The 26,553-nt window shown below is 70.8% G+C and carries 24 protein-coding genes; 13 read left to right on the top strand and 11 right to left on the bottom strand.

All coding sequences use genetic code 11. The features are described from left to right. Positions 1-296 precede the first annotated feature (296 nt). Together VM685_RS00550 and VM685_RS00555 are read left to right on the top strand one after the other, a co-directional pair. A complete protein-coding gene (locus VM685_RS00550) occupies positions 297-2,417 on the top strand; it encodes a calcium-binding protein (protein ID WP_325458154.1) in 2,121 nt (706 codons plus the stop codon). A gap of 163 nt (positions 2,418-2,580) precedes the next feature. After that, positions 2,581-3,954, top strand: coding sequence for a hypothetical protein (locus VM685_RS00555; protein ID WP_325458155.1), 1,374 nt, complete (start codon positions 2,581-2,583; stop codon positions 3,952-3,954). Here the strand turns inward: VM685_RS00555 and VM685_RS00560 are convergent. Both VM685_RS00560 and VM685_RS00565 read right to left on the bottom strand, forming a co-directional pair. Next, positions 3,932-4,660 (bottom strand): class I SAM-dependent methyltransferase, encoded by a 729-nt coding sequence (locus VM685_RS00560; protein WP_325458156.1) that lies wholly within the window; start codon positions 4,658-4,660, stop codon positions 3,932-3,934. The genes VM685_RS00555 and VM685_RS00560 overlap by 23 nt on opposite strands. A gap of 192 nt (positions 4,661-4,852) precedes the next feature. Further along, the gene (locus VM685_RS00565) at positions 4,853-5,491 is read right to left on the bottom strand and encodes a sugar transferase (RefSeq protein WP_414693329.1); all 639 of its coding nucleotides are present in this window, start codon (positions 5,489-5,491) and stop codon (positions 4,853-4,855) included. Between the two features lie 388 nt (positions 5,492-5,879). Between VM685_RS00565 and VM685_RS00570 the strand changes: the two genes are divergently transcribed. Together VM685_RS00570 and VM685_RS00575 are read left to right on the top strand one after the other, a co-directional pair. After that, positions 5,880-7,337, top strand: a complete 1,458-nt coding sequence (locus VM685_RS00570) for an O-antigen ligase family protein (RefSeq protein ID WP_325458189.1) — start codon at positions 5,880-5,882, stop codon at positions 7,335-7,337. 211 nt (positions 7,338-7,548) lie between these two features. Then, positions 7,549-7,734 carry a hypothetical protein gene (locus VM685_RS00575; protein ID WP_325458158.1) on the top strand — a complete coding sequence of 62 codons (186 nt, stop codon included), beginning with the start codon at positions 7,549-7,551 and terminating at the stop codon, positions 7,732-7,734. A gap of 340 nt (positions 7,735-8,074) precedes the next feature. Here the strand turns inward: VM685_RS00575 and VM685_RS00580 are convergent, their stop codons facing one another. The 5 genes from VM685_RS00580 to VM685_RS00600 form a co-directional block, all read right to left on the bottom strand. After that, positions 8,075-9,685 carry a L,D-transpeptidase family protein gene (locus VM685_RS00580; protein ID WP_325458159.1) on the bottom strand — a complete coding sequence of 537 codons (1,611 nt, stop codon included), beginning with the start codon at positions 9,683-9,685 and terminating at the stop codon, positions 8,075-8,077. A gap of 33 nt (positions 9,686-9,718) precedes the next feature. Next, a complete protein-coding gene (locus VM685_RS00585) occupies positions 9,719-10,159 on the bottom strand; it encodes a hypothetical protein (protein WP_325458160.1) in 441 nt (146 codons plus the stop codon). Between the two features lie 229 nt (positions 10,160-10,388). After that, on the bottom strand, positions 10,389-11,426 hold the full coding sequence (locus VM685_RS00590) for a nucleotidyltransferase family protein (protein ID WP_325458161.1): 1,038 nt from the start codon (positions 11,424-11,426) through the stop codon (positions 10,389-10,391). Next, a complete protein-coding gene (locus VM685_RS00595) occupies positions 11,413-12,648 on the bottom strand; it encodes a hypothetical protein (RefSeq protein ID WP_325458162.1) in 1,236 nt (411 codons plus the stop codon). Before VM685_RS00595 ends, VM685_RS00590 begins: the two co-directional genes overlap by 14 nt. A gap of 220 nt (positions 12,649-12,868) precedes the next feature. Beyond that, positions 12,869-13,651 (bottom strand): Crp/Fnr family transcriptional regulator, encoded by a 783-nt coding sequence (locus tag VM685_RS00600; protein WP_325458163.1) that lies wholly within the window; start codon positions 13,649-13,651, stop codon positions 12,869-12,871. Positions 13,652-14,077: 426 nt separating this feature from the next. Between VM685_RS00600 and VM685_RS00605 the strand changes: the two genes are divergently transcribed. The 5 genes from VM685_RS00605 (at position 14,078) to VM685_RS00625 (ending at position 17,784) form a co-directional block, all read left to right on the top strand. After that, entirely contained in the window at positions 14,078-14,803 is a 726-nt protein-coding gene (locus VM685_RS00605) for a hypothetical protein (protein ID WP_325458164.1), read from the top strand. 218 nt (positions 14,804-15,021) lie between these two features. After that, positions 15,022-15,261: a hypothetical protein gene (locus VM685_RS00610; protein WP_325458165.1), complete on the top strand. Its 240-nt coding sequence runs from the start codon at positions 15,022-15,024 to the stop codon at positions 15,259-15,261. Then, positions 15,261-15,974, top strand: a complete 714-nt coding sequence (locus VM685_RS00615; RefSeq protein WP_325458166.1) for a C39 family peptidase — start codon at positions 15,261-15,263, stop codon at positions 15,972-15,974. Before VM685_RS00610 ends, VM685_RS00615 begins: the two co-directional genes overlap by 1 nt. Positions 15,975-16,093: 119 nt before the next feature. Further along, positions 16,094-16,489 carry a hypothetical protein gene (locus VM685_RS00620; RefSeq protein WP_325458167.1) on the top strand — a complete coding sequence of 132 codons (396 nt, stop codon included), beginning with the start codon at positions 16,094-16,096 and terminating at the stop codon, positions 16,487-16,489. A 350-nt stretch (positions 16,490-16,839) separates the two neighbouring features. Further along, the gene (locus VM685_RS00625) at positions 16,840-17,784 is read left to right on the top strand and encodes a transporter (RefSeq protein ID WP_325458168.1); all 945 of its coding nucleotides are present in this window, start codon (positions 16,840-16,842) and stop codon (positions 17,782-17,784) included. On the opposite strand, the gene VM685_RS00630 is transcribed toward VM685_RS00625, so the two are convergent. Together VM685_RS00630 and VM685_RS00635 are read right to left on the bottom strand one after the other, a co-directional pair. After that, a complete protein-coding gene (locus tag VM685_RS00630; protein WP_325458169.1) occupies positions 17,729-18,343 on the bottom strand; it encodes a sigma-70 family RNA polymerase sigma factor in 615 nt (204 codons plus the stop codon). The two genes, VM685_RS00625 and VM685_RS00630, sit on opposite strands and share 56 nt — an antisense overlap. A 409-nt stretch (positions 18,344-18,752) precedes the next feature. Further along, positions 18,753-19,280 (bottom strand): sigma-70 family RNA polymerase sigma factor, encoded by a 528-nt coding sequence (locus VM685_RS00635; protein ID WP_325458170.1) that lies wholly within the window; start codon positions 19,278-19,280, stop codon positions 18,753-18,755. Between the two features lie 983 nt (positions 19,281-20,263). On the opposite strand from VM685_RS00635, the gene VM685_RS00640 reads away from it, so the two are divergent. After that, on the top strand, positions 20,264-20,614 hold the full coding sequence (locus VM685_RS00640) for a hypothetical protein (protein WP_325458171.1): 351 nt from the start codon (positions 20,264-20,266) through the stop codon (positions 20,612-20,614). Positions 20,615-20,683: 69 nt separating this feature from the next. Here VM685_RS00640 and VM685_RS00645 read toward each other — a convergent pair whose 3' ends face one another. Then, a complete protein-coding gene (locus tag VM685_RS00645) occupies positions 20,684-21,316 on the bottom strand; it encodes a LuxR C-terminal-related transcriptional regulator (RefSeq protein ID WP_325458172.1) in 633 nt (210 codons plus the stop codon). A 435-nt stretch (positions 21,317-21,751) separates the two neighbouring features. On the opposite strand from VM685_RS00645, the gene VM685_RS00650 reads away from it, so the two are divergent. From VM685_RS00650 to VM685_RS00660, 3 genes are all read left to right on the top strand, one after another. Continuing rightward, a complete protein-coding gene (locus VM685_RS00650; RefSeq protein ID WP_325458173.1) occupies positions 21,752-22,336 on the top strand; it encodes a helix-turn-helix transcriptional regulator in 585 nt (194 codons plus the stop codon). 195 nt (positions 22,337-22,531) lie between these two features. Next, complete coding sequence (locus VM685_RS00655; protein ID WP_325458174.1) at positions 22,532-23,125, top strand: helix-turn-helix transcriptional regulator; 594 nt, start codon at positions 22,532-22,534, stop codon at positions 23,123-23,125. Positions 23,126-24,533: 1,408 nt separating this feature from the next. Then, complete coding sequence (locus VM685_RS00660) at positions 24,534-24,743, top strand: hypothetical protein (RefSeq protein ID WP_325458175.1); 210 nt, start codon at positions 24,534-24,536, stop codon at positions 24,741-24,743. Here the strand turns inward: VM685_RS00660 and VM685_RS00665 are convergent. Beyond that, entirely contained in the window at positions 24,740-26,347 is a 1,608-nt protein-coding gene (locus VM685_RS00665) for a sensor histidine kinase (protein WP_325458176.1), read from the bottom strand. The two genes, VM685_RS00660 and VM685_RS00665, sit on opposite strands and share 4 nt — an antisense overlap. Positions 26,348-26,553 lie beyond the last annotated feature (206 nt).

The raw sequence follows: 26,553 nt of genomic DNA on the forward strand, positions 1-26,553 counted from the left end.
CTTTCCGCTCTTCTTTGACTCGCGCGCTAAATAACGACGCTCTTCTTGCCAGATTCCGGCCACAAAGCTTGGCCGTGGCCAGTCCTGCGCGCGCGGGATGCGACAGATAGGCACTTACCGGCCAGAGAAGCTGTCACTAGTTTCCGGCGCTGCGGGCGGGGGCCCCAGTATTCCACAGGTAACTTCACATGCCCGTTCTGGACGCAGAGAACTTCGTTAGCACGCTTGGGGTGAACGCCCATGTGAGTTGGCCAAACTATTATCCGTATTCGGACACTTCCAAGGTCATATCATCAATGGATTACCTTGGAGTCGACAACCTGCGGGACTACGTCAACTCAAGCTCGCTCGGAGCGTTCAAGACGCTGGCTGCGAGTGGCATCAAGTTCGACCTCCTGCTCAATCCTGTTGTCGGCGTCGATAACTACATCAGCTGGGCGCGCAGCCTCGCCCAGACCTACCCCGGCTCCGTCGTCGCCCTCGAGGGGCCCAACGAGGTGGACAACTGGCCGGTCAGCTACAACGGCTTCTCGGGCTACCAGGGCGCGGTCGAGACGCAGAAGGCGCTTTTCAACAAGGCCAATGCGGACCCGGTGCTGAAGGACGTGCCCGTCTACAACCTGACGCTCGCCGGCATCGACGCCCCCGAGTACGCCGCGGTCGGGAATCTCGCCGCCTATACGGACTTCGCCAACGTCCACAGCTACTATCAGGCCGGGCAGCAGTCCTGGGGCTACAGCTTCGCGGACCCGAAATACACCCTGCAGGGCTATATCGAGTCCGGGCAGTGGGCGGCGCCGGGCCGGCCGACGGTCATCACCGAGACCGGCTCCACCACCTCGCCGGGCTCGGCCATCGGCGTCACCGAGGAGGTCCAGGCGAAGCAGATCCTCAATTCGCTGATGACGGCGGCCAAGCACAACGTCTCGGCCACCTACATCTACGAGCTCGTGGAATCCCACAACGCCGGGGCCAACGACATCGAGAGCCACTACGGCCTCTACCGGTACGACTGGACGCCGAAGCCGGCCGCCCACGCCCTGCATAACCTGACGCAGATCCTCACCACCTCATCGGGCGGGACCACGTCGGCGGCCGCGCCCGCCTATACCCTGAGCGGGATGCCGGCCACCGGCTCCAGCCTCCTCTTCCAGGAGGACGACGGCGCCTATGACATTGTCGTCTGGGCGGAGCCGGACCTGTGGGACCAGGCTGCGCACCGGGCCATCACCGCGCCGACGTCGAGCATCAACGTCTCGCTCGGCGCCACCTACGCCAGCGTGCTGGTCTACGATCCGCTCGCGAGCGACAAGCCCCTGCAGACGTTCAGCAACGTGAGCAGCCTCACCGTGACGCTCACCGACCATCCGGTGATCATCGAGGTCAAGGGCGCGCAGAGCGCCCCCGGCGCCACACCGGCGCCGGCGCCGGCGCCCTCCGCCGGGCTTTCCTGGGCCGGCACGGCCGCCAACGACTCGAAACTCGGAACCTCCGCCGCCGACACCCTGTCGGGGCTCGGCGGCACGGACGTCCTCAACGGCGGCCAGGGGAACGACCTGGTCCAGGGCGGCTCCGGGAACGACACCCTTCTGGGCGGCCAGGGCGACGACAGGATCCTCGGCGAGGCGAACCGCGACATCCTGAACGGCAACCGGGGCGACGATACGCTCTCGGGCGGCGCCGACGACGTGGACTTCTTCGTCATGGAACCGGGCGGCGGCCACGACGTAGTCACCGACTTCACCCTCCACGAGCGGGTGGACATGCGGGCGTTCGGCTCCAGCGAGCACAGCTACACCCTGTCCCAGACTGAGGACGGAGCCCTGATCTCGCTGAGCGACACCAGCATGCTTCTCAGGGGCGTGCAGGCGACCAGCCTCCAGGACGGGAACTTCATTTTCAACAGCCCCGCCGCGGTGGTCCCGACGACCGTGGCGCCGGCCACGTCGCCGGGCGTCAACTGGACCGGCACGTCGAGCAATGACTGGAAGCTTGGGACGGAGGGCGCCGACACCCTGTCCGGCCTGGCCAGCACCGACGTCCTGAACGGTGGCAAGGGCGACGACCTGGTGTACGGCGGCCCCGACAACGACACCCTCCTGGGCGGCCAGGGCGACGATCGGATCTTCGGGGATTTCGGCCGGGACATCCTGAACGGAAACCGCGGAAACGACACCCTCACGGGCGGCTCCGACGCCGTCGACTTCTTCGTGATGGAGCCCGGCGGCGGCCACGACACCGTCACCGATTTCACCCTCTACGAGCGGATCGACCTGCGGGCGTTCGGCGCGAGCCAGCACGCCTATCAGTTGACCCAGACGGCGGAGGGCGCCCTCGTCAGCCTCGAGGACACCAGCATGCTGCTGCGGGGCATCCAGGCGTCGAGCCTGCAGGACGGCAACTTCATCTTCGGCTGACCGGCCAGAGCCCCTCCAGATGGCACGCCCGGCGCCCCGCGCCCGGGCGTGCCGACCCGAGCGGGGCGCCGACGCCAGCCCCGGCCGGCGAACATTTGATCATGATCCTCCCGCCGCCGTGGCGCTAGGCTCGCGGGACTCGCCCAGGAGCCCCCTGCCGTCCATGCGCCTCCACCGCCGGGTTCTCGTCGCGGCGCTCGCCCTGCCGCTGTTGCACTCAAGGGACGGCCCGGTGGGGGCCGAACAGCTCTCCCGCGTCACGACGGGCGACGGGCGTATCCTCAGCGCGCGGAAGTTTCTCGACGGCCTCGGCGTGAACGCCCACGTCAGCTGGCCGGGCCATTACCCCTATTCGCAGACCGGCAAGGTCATCGCAGCGCTGGATTACCTCGGCGTCCGCAAGCTCCGCGACTACATCAACTCGAGCACCCTCCCGGTCTTCGAACGGCTCGCGGCCAGCGGTGTCCGCCTCAACCTGTTGCTGAACCCGAAGGTCGGGCTGGACAACTACCTCGGCTGGGCGCGGAGCCTCGCCCGGAACCATCCGGGGTCCGTCGCCGCCCTGGAGGGACCCAACGAGGTCGACAAGTGGCCGGTGACCTTCGGCCGCCTGGAGGGTTTTGCGGCTGCGGTCGCCACCCAAAGGGCGCTCTACGCCGGCGCAAAGTCCGACCCCGTCCTGGCGAAGGCGCCGGTCTACAACCTGACCATTTCGGGGATCAGCAGATCGAAGTCCGCCGCCCTGGGGGACCTGTCGGCGCACGCCGACTACGCCAACGTCCATCCCTACTACCGGGCCGGTCAGCAGTCGTGGGGCCACAGCCTGCGCGACACCCGCTACACCCTGAAGAACTACCTGGCGTCTGCGCGCTGGACCGCGCCGGGACGGCCGGTGGTGCTGACGGAGACCGGATCGACGACAGCCGTCGGCTCTGCCATCGGGGTGAGCGAAGAGATCCAGGCCAGGCAGATCCTGAACTCCCTCATGGCCGCGGCCGCGCATCAGGTTGCGGCCACCTACATCTACGAACTCGTCGACTCGCACGACGCGGGCCCGCAGGACGTGGAGAGCCATTACGGACTGTACCGGTATGACTGGACGCCCAAGCCGGCGGCGATGGCGCTGCACAACCTGACCCGCATCCTGGGGCGCGGCCGCGGCGCCCGCGCGCCGCGCGCCAGCCCGGCGCCGGAGTACATGCTCACGGGCATGCCGGCCGCCGGCCGGAGCCTGCTCTTCCGTCTGGATGACGGAACCTACGCCATCGTGCTCTGGGCCGAGCCGGATCTCTGGAACGAGGACGCGAGCGTCCCCATCGCGGCGCCCACGGTCACTGCGCACATCGCGTTCAGCGCCGTCCAGCCCTCGGTGCTTGTCTACGATCCCCTGGTCAGCGACAGGCCGCTGCGGAGCCTGGGCCCCACGCGGCGCCTCGGCGTCCCGGTCTCCGACCATCCGCTGATCGTCCAGGTCTCGCGCGCCCCCGCATCAGGCGGCGCGTATCCCGGCGCCGTCACCGCCCCCCCGGCGTCATGATGGCGAACACACGGGTGCCGGCGCCATGTGTCGGGTCGGGCAGGAACTCCGCCACCGAGAGGCCTGCCGCCCGCGCCATCCGCTCGATCTGAGGCTGGGAGAGCGGGGGAGCACCCCGCCACGTGGCGTCGCTCGTGAGCGAGCGCTTGCCCCTCATCCGCTTCAGCGCGGCATGAACCCGCGCCGGAACCACATCTGCGAGCCTGTAGAGGATCTGCTGCGACATGCCGCCCGTCCGCAGGTGGATCATCGCGGCGCCCCCATGCCGCAACACCCGCCCGACCTCGCGCAGGTTGGCCTGGATCACCCGGTGCGAAGGCATGTGCTGGAAGACCTCGTACGAGAACGCGAAGTCAACCGATTGCGGGGGCAGCGGGATGCTCTCGCCGTCACTGGCCCGGAACTCGATGTTGCCCCAGGGCGCATTGGCCGCCTTCGCCTGCGACACCATCTCGTCCGACACGTCGATCGCCGTCACCCGCTCGAAGCGGCGAGCGAGCGCGCGCGAGAACCGTCCAAGGCCGCACCCGATCTCCAGCACGTGGAGGCGGCGGGCGTCCCGGAATGTGCGGGCCAGCACAGGATCCAGGAACTGGGCAGCCCGTTCCTCGCCGCGAGCGAAGAAGCCGTCCCGGTCGCTCGCATGATACGACTCCACATAGAAGACCGCATCCGCCCGGGCCCGCGCGTTCCAGGCCTGCTGCATGTTCCAATTGGGCACGATCCTGCTCCAAGGTCTGGCCGTTGGTCACCTGCGCCGGGGGCGGCGCCGCGCGCGGCTCGCAGGAGCCCGGACCGTCGGGGACGGGCGCACCTCCGCACTAGAGCCGAAGCTCGAGCCCGCGCCTTGCCGTTTGATCATCCGCGCGAGGGGTCGCGCGCGCTCTGGAGCCGCCACTCAGAAGGCTGCCGGGTCGCGGAACACCACCAGTGCTGTCCTGGCCAGGATCCCGATGTCGGCCGCCAGCGACCAGGTCTCGATGTAGCGAATGTCGGCCGCGGCCCGGAGGATGAGCGCCGACTCGCGGACGATCTCGCCTCGGAGACCGTGAACCTGGGCGAGACCCGTGATGCCGGGGCGCGCGCGGAACCGATCCGCGTAATTCGGAACCAGGCGCATGAACTGCTGGTCGTGAGCGACGGCGTGCGGGCGCGGTCCGACCAGGGACATCTCGCCGCTGAGCACGTTGATGAGTTGGGGCAACTCGTCGAGGCTCAGCTTTCGGAGGACCGCGCCGACCCGGGTGATCCGCGTGTCGCCGCGGCAGGCCTGGCGGACGGCGCCGCCATCCTCCTGCACGGTCATGGTCCGGAACTTCAGGATGGGGAAGGGCCGCCCGAGCAAGCCGGTGCGCTGCTGGCGGAAGAAGACTGGTCCGCGCGTCTCGGCCCAGATCGCCGCAGCGATGAGCAGAAGCACGGGGGCGAGGATGGCGATGGCGGTCGCGCTCACGAGAACATCGAAGCACCGCTTCGCCGTGCTCGACGCCACCGGGGCCGCGACGCGCGGAGTCCCGCCCGGTGGGAACGGGACCACGCCGCCGAAGCTGTTGCTTGTTGAATCCGCGGACCTTTGCTCAGTTGTACTGTCGCGTTCCGCCAGATCCAGGAGAGGAGCGAGCAACATGAAGCACCCCGTTCGCCGACGTCATCGGCATGACTTGAGGCTCTCCCAGATCGCACCTGTCGCCGTCGCGACGTGCTGACCAGGCGCTGAGAATAGCCCGTGCACGCTAGCGCGAAGAGTTCTGCGCTCCGCCATCATTTGACGAAACCACCCACCGAACCGTTCCGGATCGCCGGCCCGGAGGATGGTCCGCCGGCCGTCCGGCCTGCGGAGCGGTCATTTGAGGCGGTCCCGTCGCGCTCGGGGCGCTTAGCTGCCCCGCCCGCTCAGGCGAACGGGCGAGGAGATGGAGGTGGCGATGTCGTGGACGCCCGAGGCCGGTCACGCTAGCGCGCGGCCCGGATGGATTGCGCTGCTGGCCGTGTCGCTGGTGGTGCTGGGCCTAGCGGCCCTGGGCCGGGCCGGATGGCTGCTCTGGACCTTCCTGCCGCTCTGCGCGGGCCTGGGCCTGGTCCTGCTCGCCCGACCTGCGGGCTTCGTCGTCTTTACCCTCGGGGTGTGGATCTGGGCGCCGTTCGTGCGGCGGCTCGTGGACTGGGACACCTTCTACCACCAGCTCAGCCCCGTCCTCGCTACGCCCACCCTGCTCACGGGACTCGCCATCCTGGCGCACAGGACCTGGCGCACCGGGCTCGCGCAGGCGCCGGCCTTCGCCCTGCTCGCGCTCCCCCTCGGCTGGGCCCTCGCCGTGGGTTTCGTGAACAACGGGATCGTCCCGTCCGCGTACTCCCTGCTCGCCTGGGCAGCGCCGGCGGTGTTCGGGCTCTATGTCCTCGGCGCCCGTGAGAAGACCCCGGGCCTCGAGGCGGCGGTCCTGGGCGGCCTGTCTCTCCTGGCGTTCGCCGCCAGCATCTACGGCCTCGTCCAGTTCGTGGAGCCGGCGATGTGGGACCGGCGCTGGATGATCAACTCGGGCATGCCGGTCCTCGGAGAGCCCCTGCCCTTCCGGGTGCGCGTCTTCGGCCCGCTCAACTCTCCGGTGCCGTTCGCAGCGGTCATGGTGGCCGGCCTGATCGCCGCCCTGCTCGACCCGCGACCATGGCGATGGTTCCTGGCGCCGACCATGCTGGTGGCCTTGCTGCTTTCGCTGGTGCGATCGGAATGGGCGGGGTTCGCCGTGGGGCTGATCGCGGTCACCCTTCTGGCCGGGGTGGCCTCCCTCGGCCGGGTCGTCAGGATGTTCGCCGTGTTCCCGATGGTGGTGGCCCTGGGACTGCCGCTGCTCGCCTATGAACCGATACAACGCGCGGTGATGAGCCGGGTGGAAAGCTTCCGGGCCGGCAGCGCCGACGTGAGCCTGCGCGACAGGATGATCCTCTACCAGACCATCACCTTCGAGGAGCCGATCCTGGGCAAGGGACTGGGCAGCACGGACAACGCCACCCGCCTGAGCAGCGGCAACGGCCGTCTCGATCCCAAGCACGGGACCGTCGACAGCGCCCTCATCCAGCTGGCCACCAGCTACGGGATTCCGATGGCGGCGGCCTTCCTGGGGATCCTGGCCTGGCTCGGGGCCCAGGCGGCCACAGCCGGACGGCGGTCCTCCGCCGGACTTGCGGGCCTGGCCATCGTCGCCGCAAGCCTCTCCCAGCTGCCCTCGTACAACATGCTGATCTCGGCCGCCGCCGTGCTGCTCTACTTCGGCCTCGGGCTCAGCCTGCCCCTCAGGAAGTCGGCGCTGGCCCGCGATCCCGGGCGCCTCGATGCGGACTCCCAAGATGGCCCTCTGCCGGAGGCCGGACTGCGGCAGGCCTGAACGACGCGGATGCAGGCCGGCCACCCGCGGCGCCGCGCGCAGCCCGTCTGCGGTTCGCGGTCTCCCGACCCGATGCGCGGCCGGCGGAGGGCGTTCACGGAAGTATGAACGTGGCGTGCTGGTCCCTCGCGCGGGCGCGCTCCTAGGCGAATGAAACCGGCCGGGAACGAAGCATGCTGTCAAAAGCACAGGAGCCCCCGCCGAGCGCGCCATGACCCGCTACTGGCTCTACTTCAAGACCTCGGCCGGCGAGATCGTCCGGGCCCTCCCGGTCGACTGCGTCGATGACCGGGAAGCGATCGCCTGGGTGGAGAGCCGGCGCGACACCGCCGACCGCGAACTCTGGCGGCGTCGCCGGCGCATCAGGTTCTGGCCCTCCTCGGCGAACGAGCCCTGACGCCTCCGGCGGGCACACGGCGCCGGAAGGACAGGGGCTGCCCCCTTGAGTGGGCGACGACCGGTCCGCTCGACCCGCGGAGGGTCCCGACGAAGGCCGCACTCCCAAGCCCGATCGGGGCGGAGCTCGACACGGAGTGGCGAAAAAGGCACGGCCCGCGGACCCGCCGCGGACCGTGACCAGTCGCGTTTCCGAAGTCTTCTCTTGGTCCCAGGTCAGCAATCCGCGGCTCTGCGGGCGGTTCCCGCAGGCGGCCCTGGCGGGGCGCCTTTCTGGGGTGCGTTTTATCATAAGGCGGGTTGCTCACCGGCGCGTGACCACCGGCGGCGATCTCGGCCTGTCAGGCCCGGGATCGGGGGGTGACGCCCATGCCTGCCGACCTGTCGCGCCCGTAGACATCAGGGTAGAACCGGACGCCTTCCACGCTGGGGGCGGCGGTCAGGTAGGTGATGTACACCGTCACCGGCGAGAACTGCTCCACCGTCTGGTCGAGGCCGTGGAACGCGGGGTTCACCGGACGCTCCATCCGGATCCAGGCGGCCAGGTCATTCGCCCGCTCGACGCGCACGCAGCCGGCGCTGATCTGGCGCGCATCGGATCCGAACAGGATCTTGTCCGGTGTGTCGTGGAGGTAGATCCCGAGCTCGTTGGGCATCATGAACTTCAGCGACCCCATCATGTTCGTTGGCCCTGGCGCCTGGCGAAGGCGCACCTCCGTCCGGCCGGCGGCGACCGCCGACCAGTTTACCGAGTCCGCGCTGACGACCCGCGCGGTGTCGCTCCAGTCGGAGAGCACCTGCATGTTCCTCGCCCGCACGTAACCGGGTCCGAGGCGCGCGGCGACCGGAGCGATGGCCTCCCTGGCGATATCCACCGGGATTTCCCAGTAAGGATTGTAGACCATGTAGCGGATGAGCCCGACCATGTTCGGGGTCTGCTCCCGGCGCGAGCCGACGATCACCCGCATCGTGTCGACCACGCGGCCGCCTTCGTAGAGCCAGAGCCGCCCGGCGGCCGGGTTCACGAGGATGAAGCGTTCCGTCAGGGGCGGCGGGAGCCCGCGCGCACGCTCGAGGTTGGCGCGGATCAGGCGCTCGTAGTGCGCCGCGCCCCGGTTGAGGGCCGCGAGCGTCGCGCCGTCGCCCGATCCGCTGACGGGGATGCCGTGCACGGCCTGGAACCGGGACAGGGCCTGCGCCAGGGCGTCGTCGAACTCGTCGCCTTCCGGCAGTCCCAGGCGCGCGCGCAGGATCCTCACCCGGGCGCCCCGATCTCCCGGGCGCAGGAGCGGACCGCCGGGCGTCTCCATCTGCGGCAGCTGCGACCACTCCCGGCGGTAAGCGACCAGGCCTTCGGCCAGCTGGTCATACACAGGGTTAAGCCTCCCGACGTCACCCACCGCGCTCGGCGCAAACGCGGCCCATTGCAGGAATTCGTCGGGTGGGGGGGCGGGCGGGAAAAGGGGATCGACGAAGGCGAGTTCGCGCGTCCGGGCTCCAGCCACGGCCTCGGCGTGCGCGGCGAGGGACGCCGACAGGGCGAACTCGGCGCGCGCCGCCTCCCGCAGAGGACCCAGGTCCGGCCTGCGCAGGGCGGCGGAGGCCCGGTCCCGGAGCGTCTGCGACCCCGGGTCCAGCGCTCCCGCGGCGACAGCAATTCGCGCGCGCTCGCGGGCCGCCGGCAGGAGCCGCGCATGCATGGCGAAGGGCCAGACGCCGGTGGCTTCGACCCACACCGGACGATAGCCACGGGCGGCATAGAAGGCGGCGACCCCCTCAGGCGGCGCGCTTGCGGCGAGCTCCGCTCGCAAGGCGGCGCGGAGCGCATAGGCCGGGGCTACCGACAGAACGGCCCAGACGGCCGCCAGGGCGAGCACCACGGCCGCCAGGGCCGCGAGCCGGCGCTGCGCGCCCTGGAGCCGCAGCGCCCGGTTGATCCGGCGCGTTTTCATCCGCTGTCGTTCCTGCGCGGTTGCGCCCCGGGCCTAACCGCGCTCTCCAGCCTTGCGGATCGCCAGGGCGCGGCGCGGCGGCGGCGCGACCCGCCCCGTCGCCGGGGGCTTGCCCCTGGGGGGCGCGGCCGCGAGCACCGGCGGCGCTCCGCCCGTCGTCGACCCGAGCACCGGCCCCGGCCCAGGGGTCGAGGTGGCCATTCCGCTCGACGGCACCGGGGCCGCACCGGCGACCAGCGGGGCGGCGGCCGGCCCACCGGCCTGCGTGGCGGCCACGCCGACCAGGGGTAGCGCCAGGGGGGCGAAGAACTCGCCGCCGCCACCGCCGCCACCGCCGCCGGACGCCGCGATGGCCGGCGAGACCAGGCTCGTCGAGAGCAGCATCACCATCGTCGGCGGCACGGCGACGCCCACCCCCCTCAGGAAGAGGCGCCGGTCCTGTTCGACCCGGTCGACATTGTCCTTGTCAGTCATGGGTTCGCACTTTCTGCTCAGGCCGAAGCGGAGACATGTGCAGCGGGGCTGGGCCGAAGGACCCTCGACGCGTCCGACGACGTCGAACCGTCGGGCCGACCGCCTGTTTCCACCGATCTGCCGCGCACTCCTTCTCCACTGCTGGGAACGCCATAGTGCCGCCAGAGCCGCCTCGAGGTTGCGTCATTTGGTTGGGCCTGCTGCAGGAAGAGGATGGCGCGGGTCCGGCTCAGGCCGGCCCGGCCGCCGCGGGCCGGGCGATCGTCCGGAACCTCGCGAGCCGATCGACCCACCCGCCAGGCCCGTCGCCGACGAGCCGGTCTCGTCCCAGGAGGTTGGCGGCCTCGCTAAGCGCCGCCACCCAAGCGAGCGGCCGGACCATCGGGGGCGAGGCGAGTTGGACAAGCTGGCGCAGGTGCTGGAGCCGAACCGCCAGGCTCGCCGCGGCCGGCCAGTCCCGCGCGAGCCCGGCGAAGCTGTGGGCCGCCGCCACCTGCACCGCCACCGCGCGCAGCGTCAGCCGGGCGCCGGCGAGCTGTTCCACCGACACCCAGTCGACGTGCGGCGCCAGGGCGGCGATGTCGAACAGGTGGCGCAGGGGGAGATCGCCGCGCCAATATCCCCCCTCGTGCAGCTGGTCATGGATGGCCAGCATGACGACCTGCGCCGCGGGTTCCGGCGCCAGCGCGAAGACGCCGTCCCATTCGGCGGGTCGCCTGGCCTGCGGGAAACCCGCCATCCTGAGCGGGCCGGGTGGCCTGCGATGCAGATCGATGACCCCAACGTCGTCGGCCCGGCCAAGCTCCGCAGCCACATGTCGCCATGGCTCGTCGTATCGCGCCAGGACCCGGAACCCGGCCGCCGCCAGCGCCTCGACGGCAAGGACCTGCTCAGCGGGTTCAACGAGCAGGTCCAGGTCGCGGAGCATGCGGTCGAAGTGCTGCGGGCGCCCGAGGCTCGCCCACAGCGCCGCCCCCTTCAGAAGCACCGGTGCAATTCCGGCGGCGTTCAGCGCGGCGACAGCATGGTGGAGTTGCGAGAACAGGCGCCGGTTCCGCTCGCGATTGCGGACGAATACCTCCTCGGTGAAAGCCCGCAGGTCGGGCGGGAGCCGGTCGAGCGCGCCGGCGCCGCGCAGCGCCACGTGCAGTTGCGGCGTAACGAGGGCCTCGTTCGCCATGCCCAGCACGGCCCGCCAGTCCGTCCGCCGGGCAGGACGCCCACGCAACGCTCCGGAGAGTTGCCTCAGCGCCTCAAGCCTGCCCACGATGCAACTCCTCGAGGGCTCCGACCGCGCCCTGCAGGTCCGAGTAGACCAGCCGCCTGCGCTCCGCCCTGTCCAGCCGCGACGCGAGCGCCGCCAGGGCGTCGCCCGTCAGTGACCATCTGGCGGCGTGGGCGCTCTCGAGGACGGCCTGCAGGGCGTCCATGGCGCCGATCGGCTCCAGCCGCGCCCGGGCGCCTGCCTGCCGCGCCAGCACGATCACCACGTCCAGGTTCCGTGCGCGTCGGTCGGCGGCGCCCGCCGGCATGACGTAACGAACGGTCTGACCGTCGCTGCGCGTCCAGGCCTCCATGCGTCCCAGCTCCGGCCATGCCGGTTCGAGCAGGGGCCAGGCGCCGGACTTGGCGCAGGCGGCGAATGGCACCGGGGACGCCCGCCCGTCCGGATGGACCCTGACGATGTCGTCAGCGCCGAAAGCCCAGCCGGCGGCGCACAGCGCCAGGGCGAGCGTCGTCTTGCCCGCGCCCGGCGGGCCGCTGAGGAACAGGCTCGCGCCGGGTCGGAGGAGCATCGCGCCATGCGCCAGGAAGGCCTCATCCACGGCCCGGACGTAGAGCTCGGTGAGAACCGCCTTCAGCTGGGGCGCGAGGCCTTCCGGCGGACAGGCCCCGTGGATGTCGCCGTTCAGGAAGAACAGAAACAAGCCTCCATGGGCCACGACAGCCAGCCGGTCCGCGGCCCCCACCCCGCCCCGCTGAAACCGCCCGGCCACGAGGTCGCAGGCGGTGGCGGGCAGTCCGTGGAAGGCGACCTCGAGCGACAGTTCGTCGATGACGAGCCGGCGAAGGTGGTCAGGCGGCGCGGTCAGAGCGCCGAGGGCCGACCGCGGCGCCATGTGACCGGCGACCAGCCATCCGCCAACGGCCTGTCGGACATAGGTCTTCGCCCCGGCCGTCGTCAGCCCGCGCGCCCGCAGCCGGCGCACCGCGCAGGCCTCTCCCGCTTCGGACGTGAGCGCCTGCCAGATGAGGTCTGCGGTATCGTTCAATTCGAGGAGCTGATGGCGCCGCTCGTCGTGCAGGAGCGGTCGACCGCCGACCGACAGCCTCCTTACATGGCGCGCTGCGGAATAGCCCTCTTCCCTCGTGTCCGCGGGAGGCTGGAGGCTCATCGCCCGCGCGCCCCGTCCCTGTTCCAGATCGCGCCGCACGGCGGGGAGCGTAGGGGCGGCGACGCCGCCGAACAGTCGAAACCCGGCCTGCATCTGTCATTTGGCGCATCGGGGCGCCGGATCCAGGCGGCCGTCGCCAGTGCGCGGAGGGTCCCCGCGCCGCCCGACGGGCGGCGGGCGTGCGCGTCCAGCCCCTGCGCCGGCCCGGCTGGGGCGCGCTCCCGGGCGGCTGTGCAGGGATCCGCCCAACACGCATTCGAGCCGGACCAGGCCGGCGGCGGCCTCGGCGGGAGGCCCTGCGGCCGCTCGAGGCTCAAGGGCCGGCGCCCCGGCCCCGGGCGGGCGGTAGGGCGGCGCCGGGCGACAGCAGGTTGTCGCGCGGCCCCTGATAGCAGCACGCCTCCGCGAGCCGGCTCCTGTTGTGGAGGGTCACCGCGCCCGACTTGAGCGTGACGCAGCCCTCCTTCCTCAGCGCCTTGAGCGTCCGGTTGATATGGACGACGCTGAGCCCAAGGGTGTCCGCGAACAGCTCCTGCGTCAGCGGGATCTTGAAGCTGTCCGCACGCACGAGCCCGACCGCCTCCAGGCGATCGCAGAGTTCCAGCAGCAGGTGCAGGATCCGCTCGCGGGCCGTGAGCCGTCCCATCCGGACCATGTGGTCGTACAGGCGCTCCTCCCGCCGCCAGATGGCGCGCGCGCGCGCCTCTGCAGCGGCCGGATCCTCGCTCGCCGGGTCGGGCGCGACGACGACCTGAACGTGCGTCAGCGCCACCACGCCGCGCGCCCCGAGGTCGGACGTCGCCTGGGTGTCGACGGTGTCGCCCGGCAGCAGATACCCGAAGATCTGCCGGCGGCCGTCCGGGAGGATCCTCAGCTCGCACGCCCAGCCGGAGACGATGACGAGTTGACGATGGCGCTCCGGCCCCTCGCTCCCAACCTGCACCCCGGCGGGGAAGCGTTCCACGCGCCGCCAGAAGGCGCGGACGCGTTCGACGTCGTCGCCCTGCAGACTCGGGACGTACGTTGCGGCGGAAGCGCCTGGTCCGGACGCAGCGAGATTCATCGACCCCATCAGCCACCCTTCCTGTTCCAGCATCGGGAGGCGCTCGCGCTCAGGCGCGGCCAATCCCGCGGTCCCTTCCCGACGACGCCTGGGCGGAGCGCCGTCCAGACGACGGAACGATGGATCGGGACCGACAAGCGCGCAGCCCCAAAATTGGTTAGGTCGGGGACGTAATTTTGCGAGGCTGGCGGCCGGAGCGGCCGAGACTGCGGAGCGGCCCGCCGGGGCTTCCGTCCGGACGGGCGCCCTGGCGACGGGGCGCCACGCCCGCCACGATCAGGGATCAATAACTTCGATCAAGGAAAGGCGGCGCGCCTGGCCGTGCGATCGGCGTTTCATCAACATGGGACAAGATTCCGGGACGTGCCCATTCAAGATGTTGTGCGATCACCGGCCAGACGAAACCCCGGTTGTTTCGGCTGGAGGGTCAGCCTCCGAGACCATCCCTGGAGGGGTTCCATGAACTTCAAGCTATTCGCCACAACATCGGCCCTCATCCTGGCGGCGGCGATCTGCAGCCCTGCGCTCGCCCAGAGCGCCACGGCCACCTCGGTCGACGCGACCGCCGCCGGCGGCGGGGGCGGCGGGGCCGCGGCCGCCAGCACCAACAACTCGGGCAACGACAACTCGACCAACTCGGACAGTTCGACGAACGATTCCGGGAACGACAGCTCGACGAACAACTCGGGAAACGACAACTCGGACAATTCGACCGACAACTCGGGAAACGACAACTCCACGAACGACTCGGGCAACGACAATTCGACCGACAACGCCGGCAACGACTACTCCGACAATTCGACTGACAACGCCGGCAACGACTATTCCGACAATTCGGCCAACGACTCGGGCAACGACAACTCCAGCACTGTGACGACAATGTCGACGCAGGAACTGAGCGGAACCGTGACCGGCATCACCATCGCCTTCGGCGACAACTACTCGGACGGCGGGGACGCCGCTGACGGCCTCGCCGGCGGCCCTGGCGGAGCAGGCGGAACCCCGACACAGGGGGCCGTGACTACGGGCGGCATCGCGATCGACGGTGGCTCGTTCGCCAACTTCGCGGGCGTCCAGACGGCGAGCTTCAACACCGGCGTCGGCTCGCTGAACCAGTCGGCGACGGCCCTGTCCGCCAACGCCAACATCAGCTTCGGGACGCCGACCACCACGACGGCGCCCTGAGGGCGGGCCGGCCGCGGCGGGCGCACCCCGCCGCGACCGCCTTCCCGCCATGCAACCGGAGAGACCCCGTGCCACGCCCTTCCCCTGCGCTCTGCTGCGCAGCCGCTCTCGTCGCCTGGACCCCCGCGTGGGCCCAGCCGCCCTGCCCGCCGGCAGGCGCCGCCCCGCAACCGTCGGAAGCCTCGCCCCCCGCCGGGGGGCCGCTGGACCCGGAGGACATGGCCGGGATCCGCGGCGGCGACGCTGTCAGGGTGGAGGTGCTCTCGCGCCAGCAGCTCAGCGCGACCAGCAGCGGCAATGTTGTGAACGCGGGCTCTCTCACCTCGGGCCCGGTGACGTTCGCGGCCGACGCCCTCGACGGCTTCGCGGGCATCGGCAACTTCGTGATCAACACCGGGGCGAACAACACGCTGCAGGGGGCGATCAACATCAGCATCGGCCCCGCGCCGGGGCCGTGATGCCAGCTCCTGTCCGCTCGCTCGCGGCCCTGATCGCCGCGCTCACCGTCTCGGCGACCGCACCGCCGTGCCTGGCGCAGGCCGACTTCAACAGCAGCGTGGGGGTCTTCGCAGCGACGGTCACGAGCCTGCGCGACATGCCCTTCAGGACCGTGGTCCGGCAACAGTACGACTACAGCTGCGGGTCGGCGGCGGTGGCCACCCTCCTGCGCCACCACTATGGGCGGCCGGTGGACGAGGCGCAGGTGTTCCGCGCGATGTACGCCGTGGGCGACCAGGCGAACATCCGCCGGTCCGGGTTCTCGCTCCTGGACATGAAGACCTACCTCGCCGCCAGAGGGCTGCCCGCCGACGGCTTCCGCGAAACGATCGACCAGCTCGCCGCCCGCCAGGCCCCGGCCATCGTGATGATCCGCATCAAAGGCTACCGCCACTTCGTGGTCGTGAAGGGCGTGCGCCAGGGGCAGGTCCTGGTGGGGGACCCCGCCAGGGGCCTCTCCGCCTATCCGGCGCGCGACTTCGCCCGGATTTGGAACGGCGTCACCTTCGTCATCCATCCTGGCGCCGCCCCGGGCCGGTTCAACGCCCCGGCCGAGTGGGACAGCCTGCCACGGCCGCCTCTGCGCCGGCTGGACGACACCAGCCTCGCGAGCTTCACCCGCGAGCTCCCGCCCCTCTACCAGATCACGCCGCTCGTGCGGTCCGGCCAATGAAACGCCTCGCCCTCCATCTCGTCGCCCTGATGCTGGCGGCCGGGGGGCCAGCCGGCGCCCAGGGAAGCCTGTCCCCTCCGCTCCCGGACGCGGATCTCGGCGCTGAGCGCGCCGGGCTCATGACGCCGCTCGGCCTGGAGGTAGGGTTCGCCGCCTCCGTCCAGACCTATGTGGACGGCCGGCTTGTGCTGCAGAGCTGGATGGCCTGGTCAGGGGACGGGGTCGTAACAGCGACGCAGGGCGCCGACGGCGCCGTCTCGCCCGAGGGCACGCGCGCCGTGGCGCTGCCGCACCCGGCAGGCGGGACGACCCAGGTGCTGCACCATCTTGGCGAGGACCGCATCGCCAGCGTGGTGCTCAACACCGCAAATGACAGGGCGATCCGGCAGGTCACGGACATCATGCTGATCGTGCCCGAGCTCCAGCAATTCCAGCAGCAGATCGCCACTGCACGGGTGGCCGCAAACCTCCAGTCGGCCATGGACGTCGCCCTGCGCGACGGATCGCTGCGTTGACGTCGGGAAGGGCGCTCCCCTGGCGGATCACCGGGTGGATCCTCCCGGCCGTACTGCTCGCCGCCGGGCCGGCGATCGGGATGGAGCGGCACGCGTCGGAGGGCGCGAGACCTCCGGAGCCTGCTCGCCCGGGCGGGGAACTGGACGAAATCCGCGCCGAGCTCGCCCGGCAGGGCGCGCGCATTGCCGCCCAACAGCAGGAGATCGACGCGCTGCGGGCGGAGCGCGAGGACTTGCTCGCCGGCGCGCACGGCCGCGGATCCGGGGCGTCGTCGGCGGGCCCGGCCCTCGGCGCGGCAGCCGCCGCGCCATTGGCAGGAACAGGACAGCGGAGCCCTGCGCCTGGCGCGTTGCCGGGCGCGCCCGTCGGGCAGGCGCCGGCCCCGGCGCAGGTCGCGGCGATCCCCGCCGAGCTGGGCGTGCTCACCCCGCCCGGCCAGCTCGTGCTCGACCCCTCCCTCGAATATGTCCGGACGAGCAACAATCGCCTTGTCTTTCGTGGCGTGGAAATCGTGCCGGGGATCCAGCTGGGCGTGATCGAGGCGAGCGACGCCGACCGCGACACCGGCGTTGCGAACATCTCCGCGCGCTATGGACTGACCAACCGTCTCGAGGTGGAGCTGCGCGCGCCCTACGTGGTGCGCCACGACCGCATCACCACCCTGGCGCAGCGCGACGAGACGATCTCGCGGAACATCGAGCTGGACGGGCGCGGCATCGGCGACATCGAGGCGTCGCTGCGCTACCAGCTCAACGGCGGGCGCAACGGCTGGCCCATCTTTGTCGCGACAGCCCGGGCCAAGTCGCCCACCGGCCTCGGCCCCTACGAGGTCGACTATGACGAGTTCGGCGTGGCCAGCGAACTCGCCACCGGCTCCGGCTTCTGGGCCGTGGAGAGCGGCCTGACCCTGCTCTATCCGACGGACCCGGCCGTGATCTTCGGCGGCCTCACCTATCTGCACAACTTCGGCCGCGACATCGACCGGGACGTGGGGGGCGCCTTCGTCGGCCGGGTGGAGCCGGGCGCCTCCATCGGCGCCTCGCTGGGCTTCGGCCTCTCGCTGAACCCGCGCTTCTCGGTCTCGTTCGGCTACACCCACAACTACATCCGGCCCACCCGCACGGAGATCGGGGGCACGGACCAGTCCTCCCAGCCGCTGCAGGTGGGCAGCCTCTTGATGGGCTGGTCCTTCCGGCTTGGCGAACGGTTGACGCTGAACAGCTCCTTCGAGTTCGGCGTCACCTCGGACGCGCCGGACGTGAGGATCGTACTGCGCACCCCTTACAGGTTCTGACCGGCCCCTCCCGGACCTGGAGGGCCTTGATGAGCCGGGCGCGGGCGCGGCTGACGCGGCTCTTCACGCTCCCCACCTGGCAGCCGCAGATCGCCGCGATCTCCTCGTGGCTGTCGCCGAGCGCCACGTGGACCAGCGCCTCGCGTGAGATCTCCGGAAGCGTGTCGAGCGCCGCCAGGACCTCCTCCACCACGACCGAGAGCTCGCCTCTCTCGGGCGCGCGGAGCTGGGCGGCGTACCGGCCGTCGATGTCCTCTACGGGGCGGGGTCGGCCGGCGAACGTGATGAACTCGTTGCGCAGGATGCGGAACAGCCAGCCCTTTAGATTGGAGCCGGGCGCGTAGCTCGAACGGTAGCGCCAGGCCTTGAGCAGGGCGTCCTGCACGAGGTCGTCCGCATCCGCCACCGAGCCGACCAGACTCAGGGCGTAGGCGCGAAGCGCCGGCCGAAGGGTGCGGAGCTCCTGGAGCGACCAGCTCGGGGCCTCTGCCTGCAGGTCAGCCCGCGGAGGTTCGACGCGGCCGGGAACCTCGGCTGGCGCCGTCGCCGGAGTCATCATGGCGCACCCTCCCCGTGCGCACCGGGAACCGGGGCCCCGCCGGCGCGTGACAGAGCGGGATATGCAGCAGGATGGCGCCGCCGGGTCCGATTGCGCCAGCACCCGGTGCTCGCGTCCCCCGGCCAAGTCGCGCGGCGCGGACAGACACCCGCTGAGGCGAGCCCGTTGCGCGGCGGCCCGAGACAGGGAAGGACAGCACCTGGAACGGCGACGACACTGCCGAATCCCCACGCAATGCACGGAACTACTGACGCACGCAATCCATCAAACATGATCTTACCCGCAACTTGAACAAGTCCAAGCTTAACTGGCAACAACATCTACCAACTGCATTTTGATCATGGATAGATCTACATAGCGGCCATTTCTATTAACGAAGATAAAGTCGGCGACTATTCAGCGCATGCCCCTAGCACTGAGCCATCGCCAGGACCGGCGGGCGGGCCCCGCTTTGCCCCGGCTCGCCCTCAAGCACCCGCAGCAGCTGTTCCCGCGCCCGGCTCACCCGGCTCTTCACCGTACCCACGGCGCAGCCAAGGAGGTCGGCGGTCTCCTCGCAGCTGAATCCCAGCGCCACCACAAGGAGCAGCGCTTCGCGATTGCACTCGGGAAGCTCCTCGAGGGCGTCCAGCAGTTCGGCGTAGCTCATGCGCCAGTCCTGGTCCGCCTCGCAGCTCCGCGCGTCCTCGAAACCCTGGGCGAAATCCACGACAACGGACCGGCGGGCGCGCTGACTGAGGAACTCGTTGCGCATGATCTTCATGACCCACGCCCGGAGCTGGTGCCCCTCCTGGTACGTCGAGCGGAACCGCCAGACTCTCAGCAAGGTATCCTGAACTAGATCATCGGCATTCACCCGAGATTTCGTAAGCACAGTTGCGTAGCTTCGCATCTTCGGGATCAGCGCAATAAGCTCGTTCCGAAACATGTCGGTCATAGTGCTCCCCTCCCGAGCAGGAAGAACGCTTGGGCAATTTGCCCGCGCTCCCTGCCAACCCTCGAAAGGCGCCAGAGCTTCCTTAGAAGCCAGCCCAACACCTGCCTCACCTGAGACGGCTTCTATTGGCCCACCGCCCCAGACACGGAACAATACCAAATGTTGTGGTTGGGTTGTGTCGCCCGGTCGGATGGGATGGCCGGACAGACAGTGACCACGAGACAAGCGCGGCGCGACGACTTCGCACGTCCGTACAGGCGCAGTATTCCGCAGCGCTCCGGCGGGTGGTCGAGGCCGGCGCCCGGGTAGCCGGACTGCCTCCGGCAGGTATGATCCCGCCGGGCCAAGCCGTTCAAGCTTGCAGCCGACCGGCATCACTGTAGCCACGCGTCCTGAGGGGTCTTTCTCGCGGTGGTCAAACTCTGGACATCCTGCGTTAACCTTAGATCGAGCGCCGCCTCACTTGGTTCAACTGTCAGTTGCGTGACTTGGCGGCAACTCGCTCCGAAGGCGATCACAAGTCCGTGACGAAGGCCGCCTTCCCCGCTGCGACAGATAAAATTTGAGCGGTCAATCTGCGGACCGAACCGCCTGCAGTCGAGGCCGGTTTGAAGTATCGGCACGCGCGTTACCGATCGGCCTGTGGAGACCCCCATGTCCAACAGGCGTGCGCCGCCAAAGCCGGCGCGGACCAGGATCCCGCCTTCTCACCACCAAGCTGTCGTCGATCCGGCCGCTCGGGGCCGCCGAGCACGAGGCGGTCGGAGCGCTCCCGTTCACGCTCCAGGGGTTCCGCCGCGAGGCCGCGATCAACCTTGCGGGAAGCTCGACGGGTGACCTGCTCATGATGGTCGACGGATGCGCCGCCCGCTCAAAGGTGACCCGGTGGGGCGGCCACCCGATCATGGGTTCCTGTTGCCGGGGGACCTTTTCGACGGGCCGCTGTTCTCGCTCAGGCGTTCAGCCCTGCGGGGCGGGACGCCGTGCTCGACCACAAGATCACCGCCCTGACGACGAGCACTGCGGCGGTCTGTCGGGCCGGCGCCCTCCTCAACCTGTTCGGCCGCTTCCCCGGCCTGCGGCAGACGTTCGAGGCCGCCGCCCTGGTCGACCAGAACATCGCTCGCGAGTGGCTCGCCAACCTTGGCGCGCGCCCGGCGGCGGAGCGCCGCGCCCATGCCCTCTGCGAGCATTTCCACGCATGGGGACGGTGGGCCTCACGGACGGCGACCTGCCCCGTTCCCTTCGGCCAGGCCCGCCTCTCGCGTCCCAGGGACTGTCGATCGTCCACACCAACAGGCTCCTCAGGCGCCTCAGTGAAGACGGCCTCGTGACGGTGCAGGGCCGCTTGCTGCGGATCCTCGACCAGCGGCGCCTCGAGGCTTTCGCGGACTTCTCGCCTGCTATCTGAACTGGAGGTTGTAGGCCGCCCCGGCAGGCGTCGGGGCAGCGCCGGCCCGGGGAGTCACCCTCTCCATGGCGAGGCCGGCGGACATCGCTACGGCAAAGGCCTGGGTCAGGCTCCGCGCGCCGAGCTTATGCAGAACGCGGCTGCGGTGCACCTCCACCGTGCGCGGACTGATCCCCAGCTCCCGGGCGACGTCCTTGTTGGACCGCCCCCCGATCAGCAGCCCGAGCACGTGTCGCTCCCGAAGGGTCAGGGTGTCGAGCTTGGCCCCGGGATCCAGCTCCTGCAGCTCCCCGGGCATGCCCGCATCCAGGACGGGCCCCGGGGCGTCGATGTCAGCAAGCAGGCAGAGGCGACAGCCCTCGTAGCCGAGCTCGACCGTCAGGACGAGGGGATGGAGGACCGCCCCGTCCACGCGGGACACGCGGAGCCGCCCCGCCCGCACCTCCGGCCCGCCCCCGCCCCGCCCCATGCGCCCCTCTGGAAGCGGCAGGCGGATGGCCGCAGGCGTCGAGCGCCGCGAGGCCCCGAGAACCGCAAGCAGCCCCTGGTTGGCGCAGAGCGCCTCTCCCGTGGCTGTGGTCAGGGCGGCCGGGAGAGGCAGGGCCTCGAGGGCCGCAGCGAGCAAGTCAAGGTCCAGCCCTCGCCGCGCGTCCGGGCCGGCCAACGGGATGTCCCGCGCCGCGCGCTCCAAACGCAACGCAGCCGCGCCGAGGCCGAACCCGGCGGCTGCCAACGGCGAGCAATACTCGACGAAAGGCGCGGTTCCACGCGCGTTCCCTGTCGTGCGTCCTGCCAGCATCTCTGTTCCCCAATGACATTCCCCGCCTTTCAATATCGGTGTTTAGCGAACACGGTTCCAAGATTGGGGGAGCAATTCTGTCTAGCGTTCAGGTCCTCACGTACGCAGTTGCGCGAACTACGTACGGAAAGACCCCAACTTTCCGAAGTCGTCAGGGCGCGGAATGTTTGCAGCGAGGCCCCAGGGCCCCGACTGCAAGGATGTCCAATGGCCTCCAACGACGCGCGTCGCCCCCACCATACGCCACACGACCAGGCCCCTTTGCGGGGGGCGGACACCCCGGGCGAGGCGCGGTTCGCCGGACTCGAACCCGGCGGATGGTTCCTGGCCGACCCAGAGCCCGTGCTCATCGTCGATCCGGTGGCGACGCTCATCCAGGCGAATCCCGCGGGGTGGCGCCTGATCGAGGCGTCGGCGGCCCTGAGCCTCCGGCGCGAGCGGGTGGCTTTCGCGGAAGCCGATGCGCAGCACGCCTTCTCCCGCGGCCTCACCGAGGCGGCCCTTACGGGGACCTCGCGCGTGATCCTGCGGGGAAATGACGGCCATTGGCGGCCGCTGGAGCTCCGCGCCTGGCCGGTCCGCCCCAGCGACCTGGTCTTCGTCGCCTTCTGCGGTGAGCCGCGGCCCCTGGCAGAGGTGGACGGGATCATGCGGGCCTTCGGGCTGACGGCCGCGGAGGGCGAGGTGCTCCGCCAACTCACCGCGGGCGCGCCGCCCAAGGAGATCGCGCGCCAGCTCGGCGTCTCCACCAACACGGTGAGGTCCCACCTGCGGACCCTCTACCTGAAGATGCACGCCCGCGGGATCGCCGGCGTCATCCGCCAGGTGATGCGGCTGGTTCGCTAGATGGCGCGCCGGCCGCCAGCCGCCTCCGCGCCGGCGCCACCCCCGTCGGCCTGGCCGCGCAGCGGGATCGTCCCGTCTCTGGGCGAGGCCGGGTCGACGCTCGCGGCCGACGGCCGCTTCCCCCTCTCCCCGTGCGGCGCTCCCGGGCGAACACGTCCGGAGGGCGCGCAACCATCACGATGGAGGTCACCTGTCATGCTTGCTGCGAACGCCCCCGAGGACGCGGTCTCCGTCGAGAACGTCCTGGCCGCCTGGGTGGATGGCGAGGCCCGCGCGCGCCTCGTCGTGGACGAACAGCTCACGGTCTACTGGCTGAGTTCCTCCGCCGGGCCCTTCCTCCAGGGCAGCCATGCCCTCGTCTACCGGAACGGGCGGCTGACACCTCGCGATCCGCGGATGGAACAGCGGCTTCGGGGCTTCTTGGCGAACGCCTCCGATCGCCTGAGCAGCGACTGCATCGCCAATCCCGAGACGGGTGAGCACGTGGTGCTGACCGCGGTGCGGGTGCAGCACCCCTGGCGCCACGTGGTCGGGCTCACGCTCCACCATGCTGGCGAAAGCTTCGGCTTCGCCCTCGCTGACGTGCGCCAGGCCTTCGGGCTCACCCGAAGCGAGCGCCAGGTGGCCCTCCATCTGCTGCACGGCATGACGGCGGAGGAGACTTCCCGGGAGCTGAACGTGACGCTCGACACGGTGCGCATGCACATCAAGCGCGCCTACGCCAAGCTCGGCGTCTGCTCCCGGGAGGCCTTCTTCCACAAGCTCGCCCCCTTCGTCCTCCAGGCCTGACCGCCGGTCGCGGGCGGGCTCGCCCCCTCAAGGCCTGGCGGCTGCGCCGTCGGTCGCCCGACGGGTCGGCTGCAGGCAAGGCGACGGCCGGGCGCCCGCCCCCCGCGCAGCCTGACCATCCGCGCGTCTTTTGATGCGGCGCGCTCCCGGGACCGCGGCAGACTGCACCTGCGTCAGCACGAGCCCCCTGCCTGCGCCACCCCCAGTCGGCGCAGCTGTCGCACACGGTGTCCCCGGTCTTGCCGACTGGGGACACCAACTGCGGGGCCGCGCGCGGCGGTGGGCGCCGGCGAGACCGCCTCGCCGCGACCCTACGGGAGCGGAGGGGAAGCGGCCGACGTGCGCACGAGAGGGACAGTAACGGTCCGTTGGCAGCGCCTCGCGTTCACCATTGCCGTGGTCGTCCTTTGCGCCGCGTTCTGGTGGGGCCTCTTCCGGGTGCTGACGGCCCTGGCGTCGCCAGCCACCTGCAGGTGCCCGTAGGCCGGACCTCCCGGCGAGCCCCGACTGCGCCCGAGCTCCGGCGCGACGGCCTGTCGTCGGGGTCTCAGGCCCCCGCTCGGCGGGTGGGGCCCGCCGCTTCCACGGGCCAGGATGGGCCGGACGTCGCCGATCGCCCCCCGCCGGGGAGCCGACGCGCGCCGCACCGGGCCGCCGGCGACCGGCCGTCGAGGATGGCCGGGGTTCCATGCCGCTAGCCCGGCCCCGGCTGAAGAACAGCCTCCGGTCCAGACTGCTGTCCGAGAACATCCGCCAGGCGGCGAACGGCATCAGGAAGGCGAGGATTGAGAGGCCCGCAAGCCACGGACCGCGGAAGGCCGCCGTCAGCTCGGCGGCTTCCAGGATGACGAGCAGGATCCCGCCGCGGCGCCATGAAGGCAGCCGCAGGGGGACGGAGAAGGGGGCTGGTGGTGGCGCCATCTGGTGTCACCTCGCAGCCCGACTCTGCGCCCCGAGCCGCAAAAAAGCGTCTCCGCGAAGATTGACTAGCCCGTCGCGGCGAGGCGGAGGGCTCGGCGCCGGTTTGCGACGGCCGCAGAGAACATCCCCAATATTGGGGAGGCGGAGCGCGCAAGGCTGGGCGATGGTGTGTGCGGACCTGAGTCGACTGCAACGGACGCGAAGGACGCGAAATGTCTGCAGGACGCGAGAAGGATAATCGTCCACGGCCCTCGGAGGGGGCGCGGGTCGAGGGGAGCGCCGCAAGGGCGCTGGAGTATCGAGCCCGCGAAGAGGAGATGCGCCGACTGGCGGAGGACTCCGCGCTCGCCCAGCGGCGCGGGCTCTACCTCGCCGCCGCGACCCGGTACGCGCTGCTGGCGCAACTCGAGGAAACCGTACTCGCGCGCCCCACCCCGCCCCGCGGGCCCGAGGGAACCACCTCCACAAACTTCCGGTACAGGAGGACATGAGCCAGATCCGTCCGCAGCCCGTCTATGAGGACGCCCTCTACGCCCTGAGCGAGGACATGTCGGTGCTCGTCCTGACCCCGAACGGCCCGACGATCATGCTCACCGCCGACGCGGCGGAGCGTTCCGCCGAGCGGCTCCTGAGGGCGGCCGCCGCGGCGCGGCTCGGGCAGGCGCCCGGCGGATCGGGGCTCCTGCTGAGGCACTAGCTCGCCGGGGGCCGATCCCCGTTCAGTCGGTCTGCCGCCGCGTCGTGAAAGGGGTGCGCTTCGGCGGCCTCCCCCGCCTCCGGCCTCGCGGCGGCGGTCGGCGCCTCCCCCTGCACGGCCGGCGGGCGCTCGGCCCTGGGCGACGCGGCCTTGCGGCCGGCCGGCTTCGGCCAGGCCACGCCTCGCGTGGTCCTCAGTCGGCAGACCAGTCCTTCGGGCTCGTAGCGGAGCTCCACGGGCTCGCCCAGCTCGGCGGCAAGGCCGTGCCGAAGCAGGCGGGTGCCGAAGCCGGTCCTGGATGGCGGCTGGACAGGAGGCCCCCCGCGCTCGCGCCATTCGAGCTCCAGCGCCTTGCCCCCGTCCGTCCTCACAGCCCGCCAGCGCACTTGCACCCGGCCCGAGGGCTGGGAGAGGGCGCCGTACTTGAGGGCGTTGGTGGCGAGTTCGTGCAGGGCGAGCGAGACGGCGAGCGCGATCTGTGGCTCGAGGCGCACCCGCGGGCCCCGGCACGTCAACCGGTCGGCGCCCCCGCCTTCGTGGGGGCTCAGGGTCCGCTGCACGAGTTCCGCCACCTCCGCGCCGGACCAGCCCTCGGCGGTCAGGACGTCGTGCGCCCAGGATAGCGCCAGCAGCCGGCCCTCGAACTCCTCGAAGGCGCGCTTCGCCTCCGGGGACCCGCGAAGCGTCTGGCGGGCCATCGACTGTACGGTGGCGAGGGTGTTCTTCACCCTGTGGTTCAGCTCGCCCACCAGCAGGCGCTGGCGTTCCTCGGCGCGCCGGCGCTCCACCACCTCCTGCTCGAGGGCCACCTCGCCTGCGCGCCGTTCGGTGATGTCCATGGTCACGCCGACCAGCCGGACCGGCTGGCCCGCGGGGGTCCGCTCCGCCACCACCGCCGAGGCCTCCAGCCAGCGCAGGGAGCCGTCCGCCGCCGTCGCGCGGAACGGGAAACGGCCCTCGCCGGAGACGAGCGTCCGCAGGATGGCCTCGTCCAGGAGCGGGCGGTCCTCGGGGATGACGAGCTCCCGCCAGTCCCGCGGCACGGCGGAGCCGTGCCAGGATTTCGGGATTCCGATAAGATCGCGCGCCGCCTCCAGGTCGGTCCACCGCAGGACGTCCCCCGCCCGCCATTCCCAGGTCGCCGCGTGGGCGGCCCGGTGCGCCAGGGACAGGCTCTCCACCAGCGCGAGCATCCGTTCCTGCTGTTCCTCGGCGCGCGCCTGCAGCCGGAGCTTGCGGGTCGCGCTCCGCGCCAGGATCGCCGAGACCTCGCCGTCGCAGACAAGCTCCACGTGGAGCCATTCGCCGCTTCCCGCCGGCAACACCGCCTCAGCCGAGGTCCGCTGGTGCTGGGCGCGGCGGAAGCGGCGGCGCGTGGCCGGATCGAAGAGGGGGGCCGCGCTGTCCCAGAAGTGGCCGCCCTGCACCGCCGGCCCGCGCATCAGGCGGCGCTGGGCGGCGGGGCTGCAGAAGCGGATCCGCCAGTCGCGATCGACGATCACCAGCCCCTGGTCGGCGCGCCGGAGGAGCACGGACCAGGCCGAGGGCGGCACGGCGTCCGGGGCCTCGGGGAAGGAAGGGGCCACCTTGTTCCGCCGCGACATCGCGATCCTCCGGGGTTTTCAATGAACAGAACCGCCGCACGCCACGATCCGTTACCCGGCCACCTCACGTCAGGCTCATTTGCCCTCCGCCAGGGCCTCTCAGCCGTACGGTCATGTCATCAGGGCCAGGCCCCGCGCGGCCGCGAACGCGCCGGACGTCCCCCACCCCAGGCCTTGAGCAGCTCGAGCGCTTCCCCCGCCGACAC

It is taken from the genome of Phenylobacterium sp., from assembly GCF_035539035.1.
In the GTDB taxonomy this organism is placed as follows: Bacteria; Pseudomonadota; Alphaproteobacteria; order Caulobacterales; family Caulobacteraceae; genus Phenylobacterium.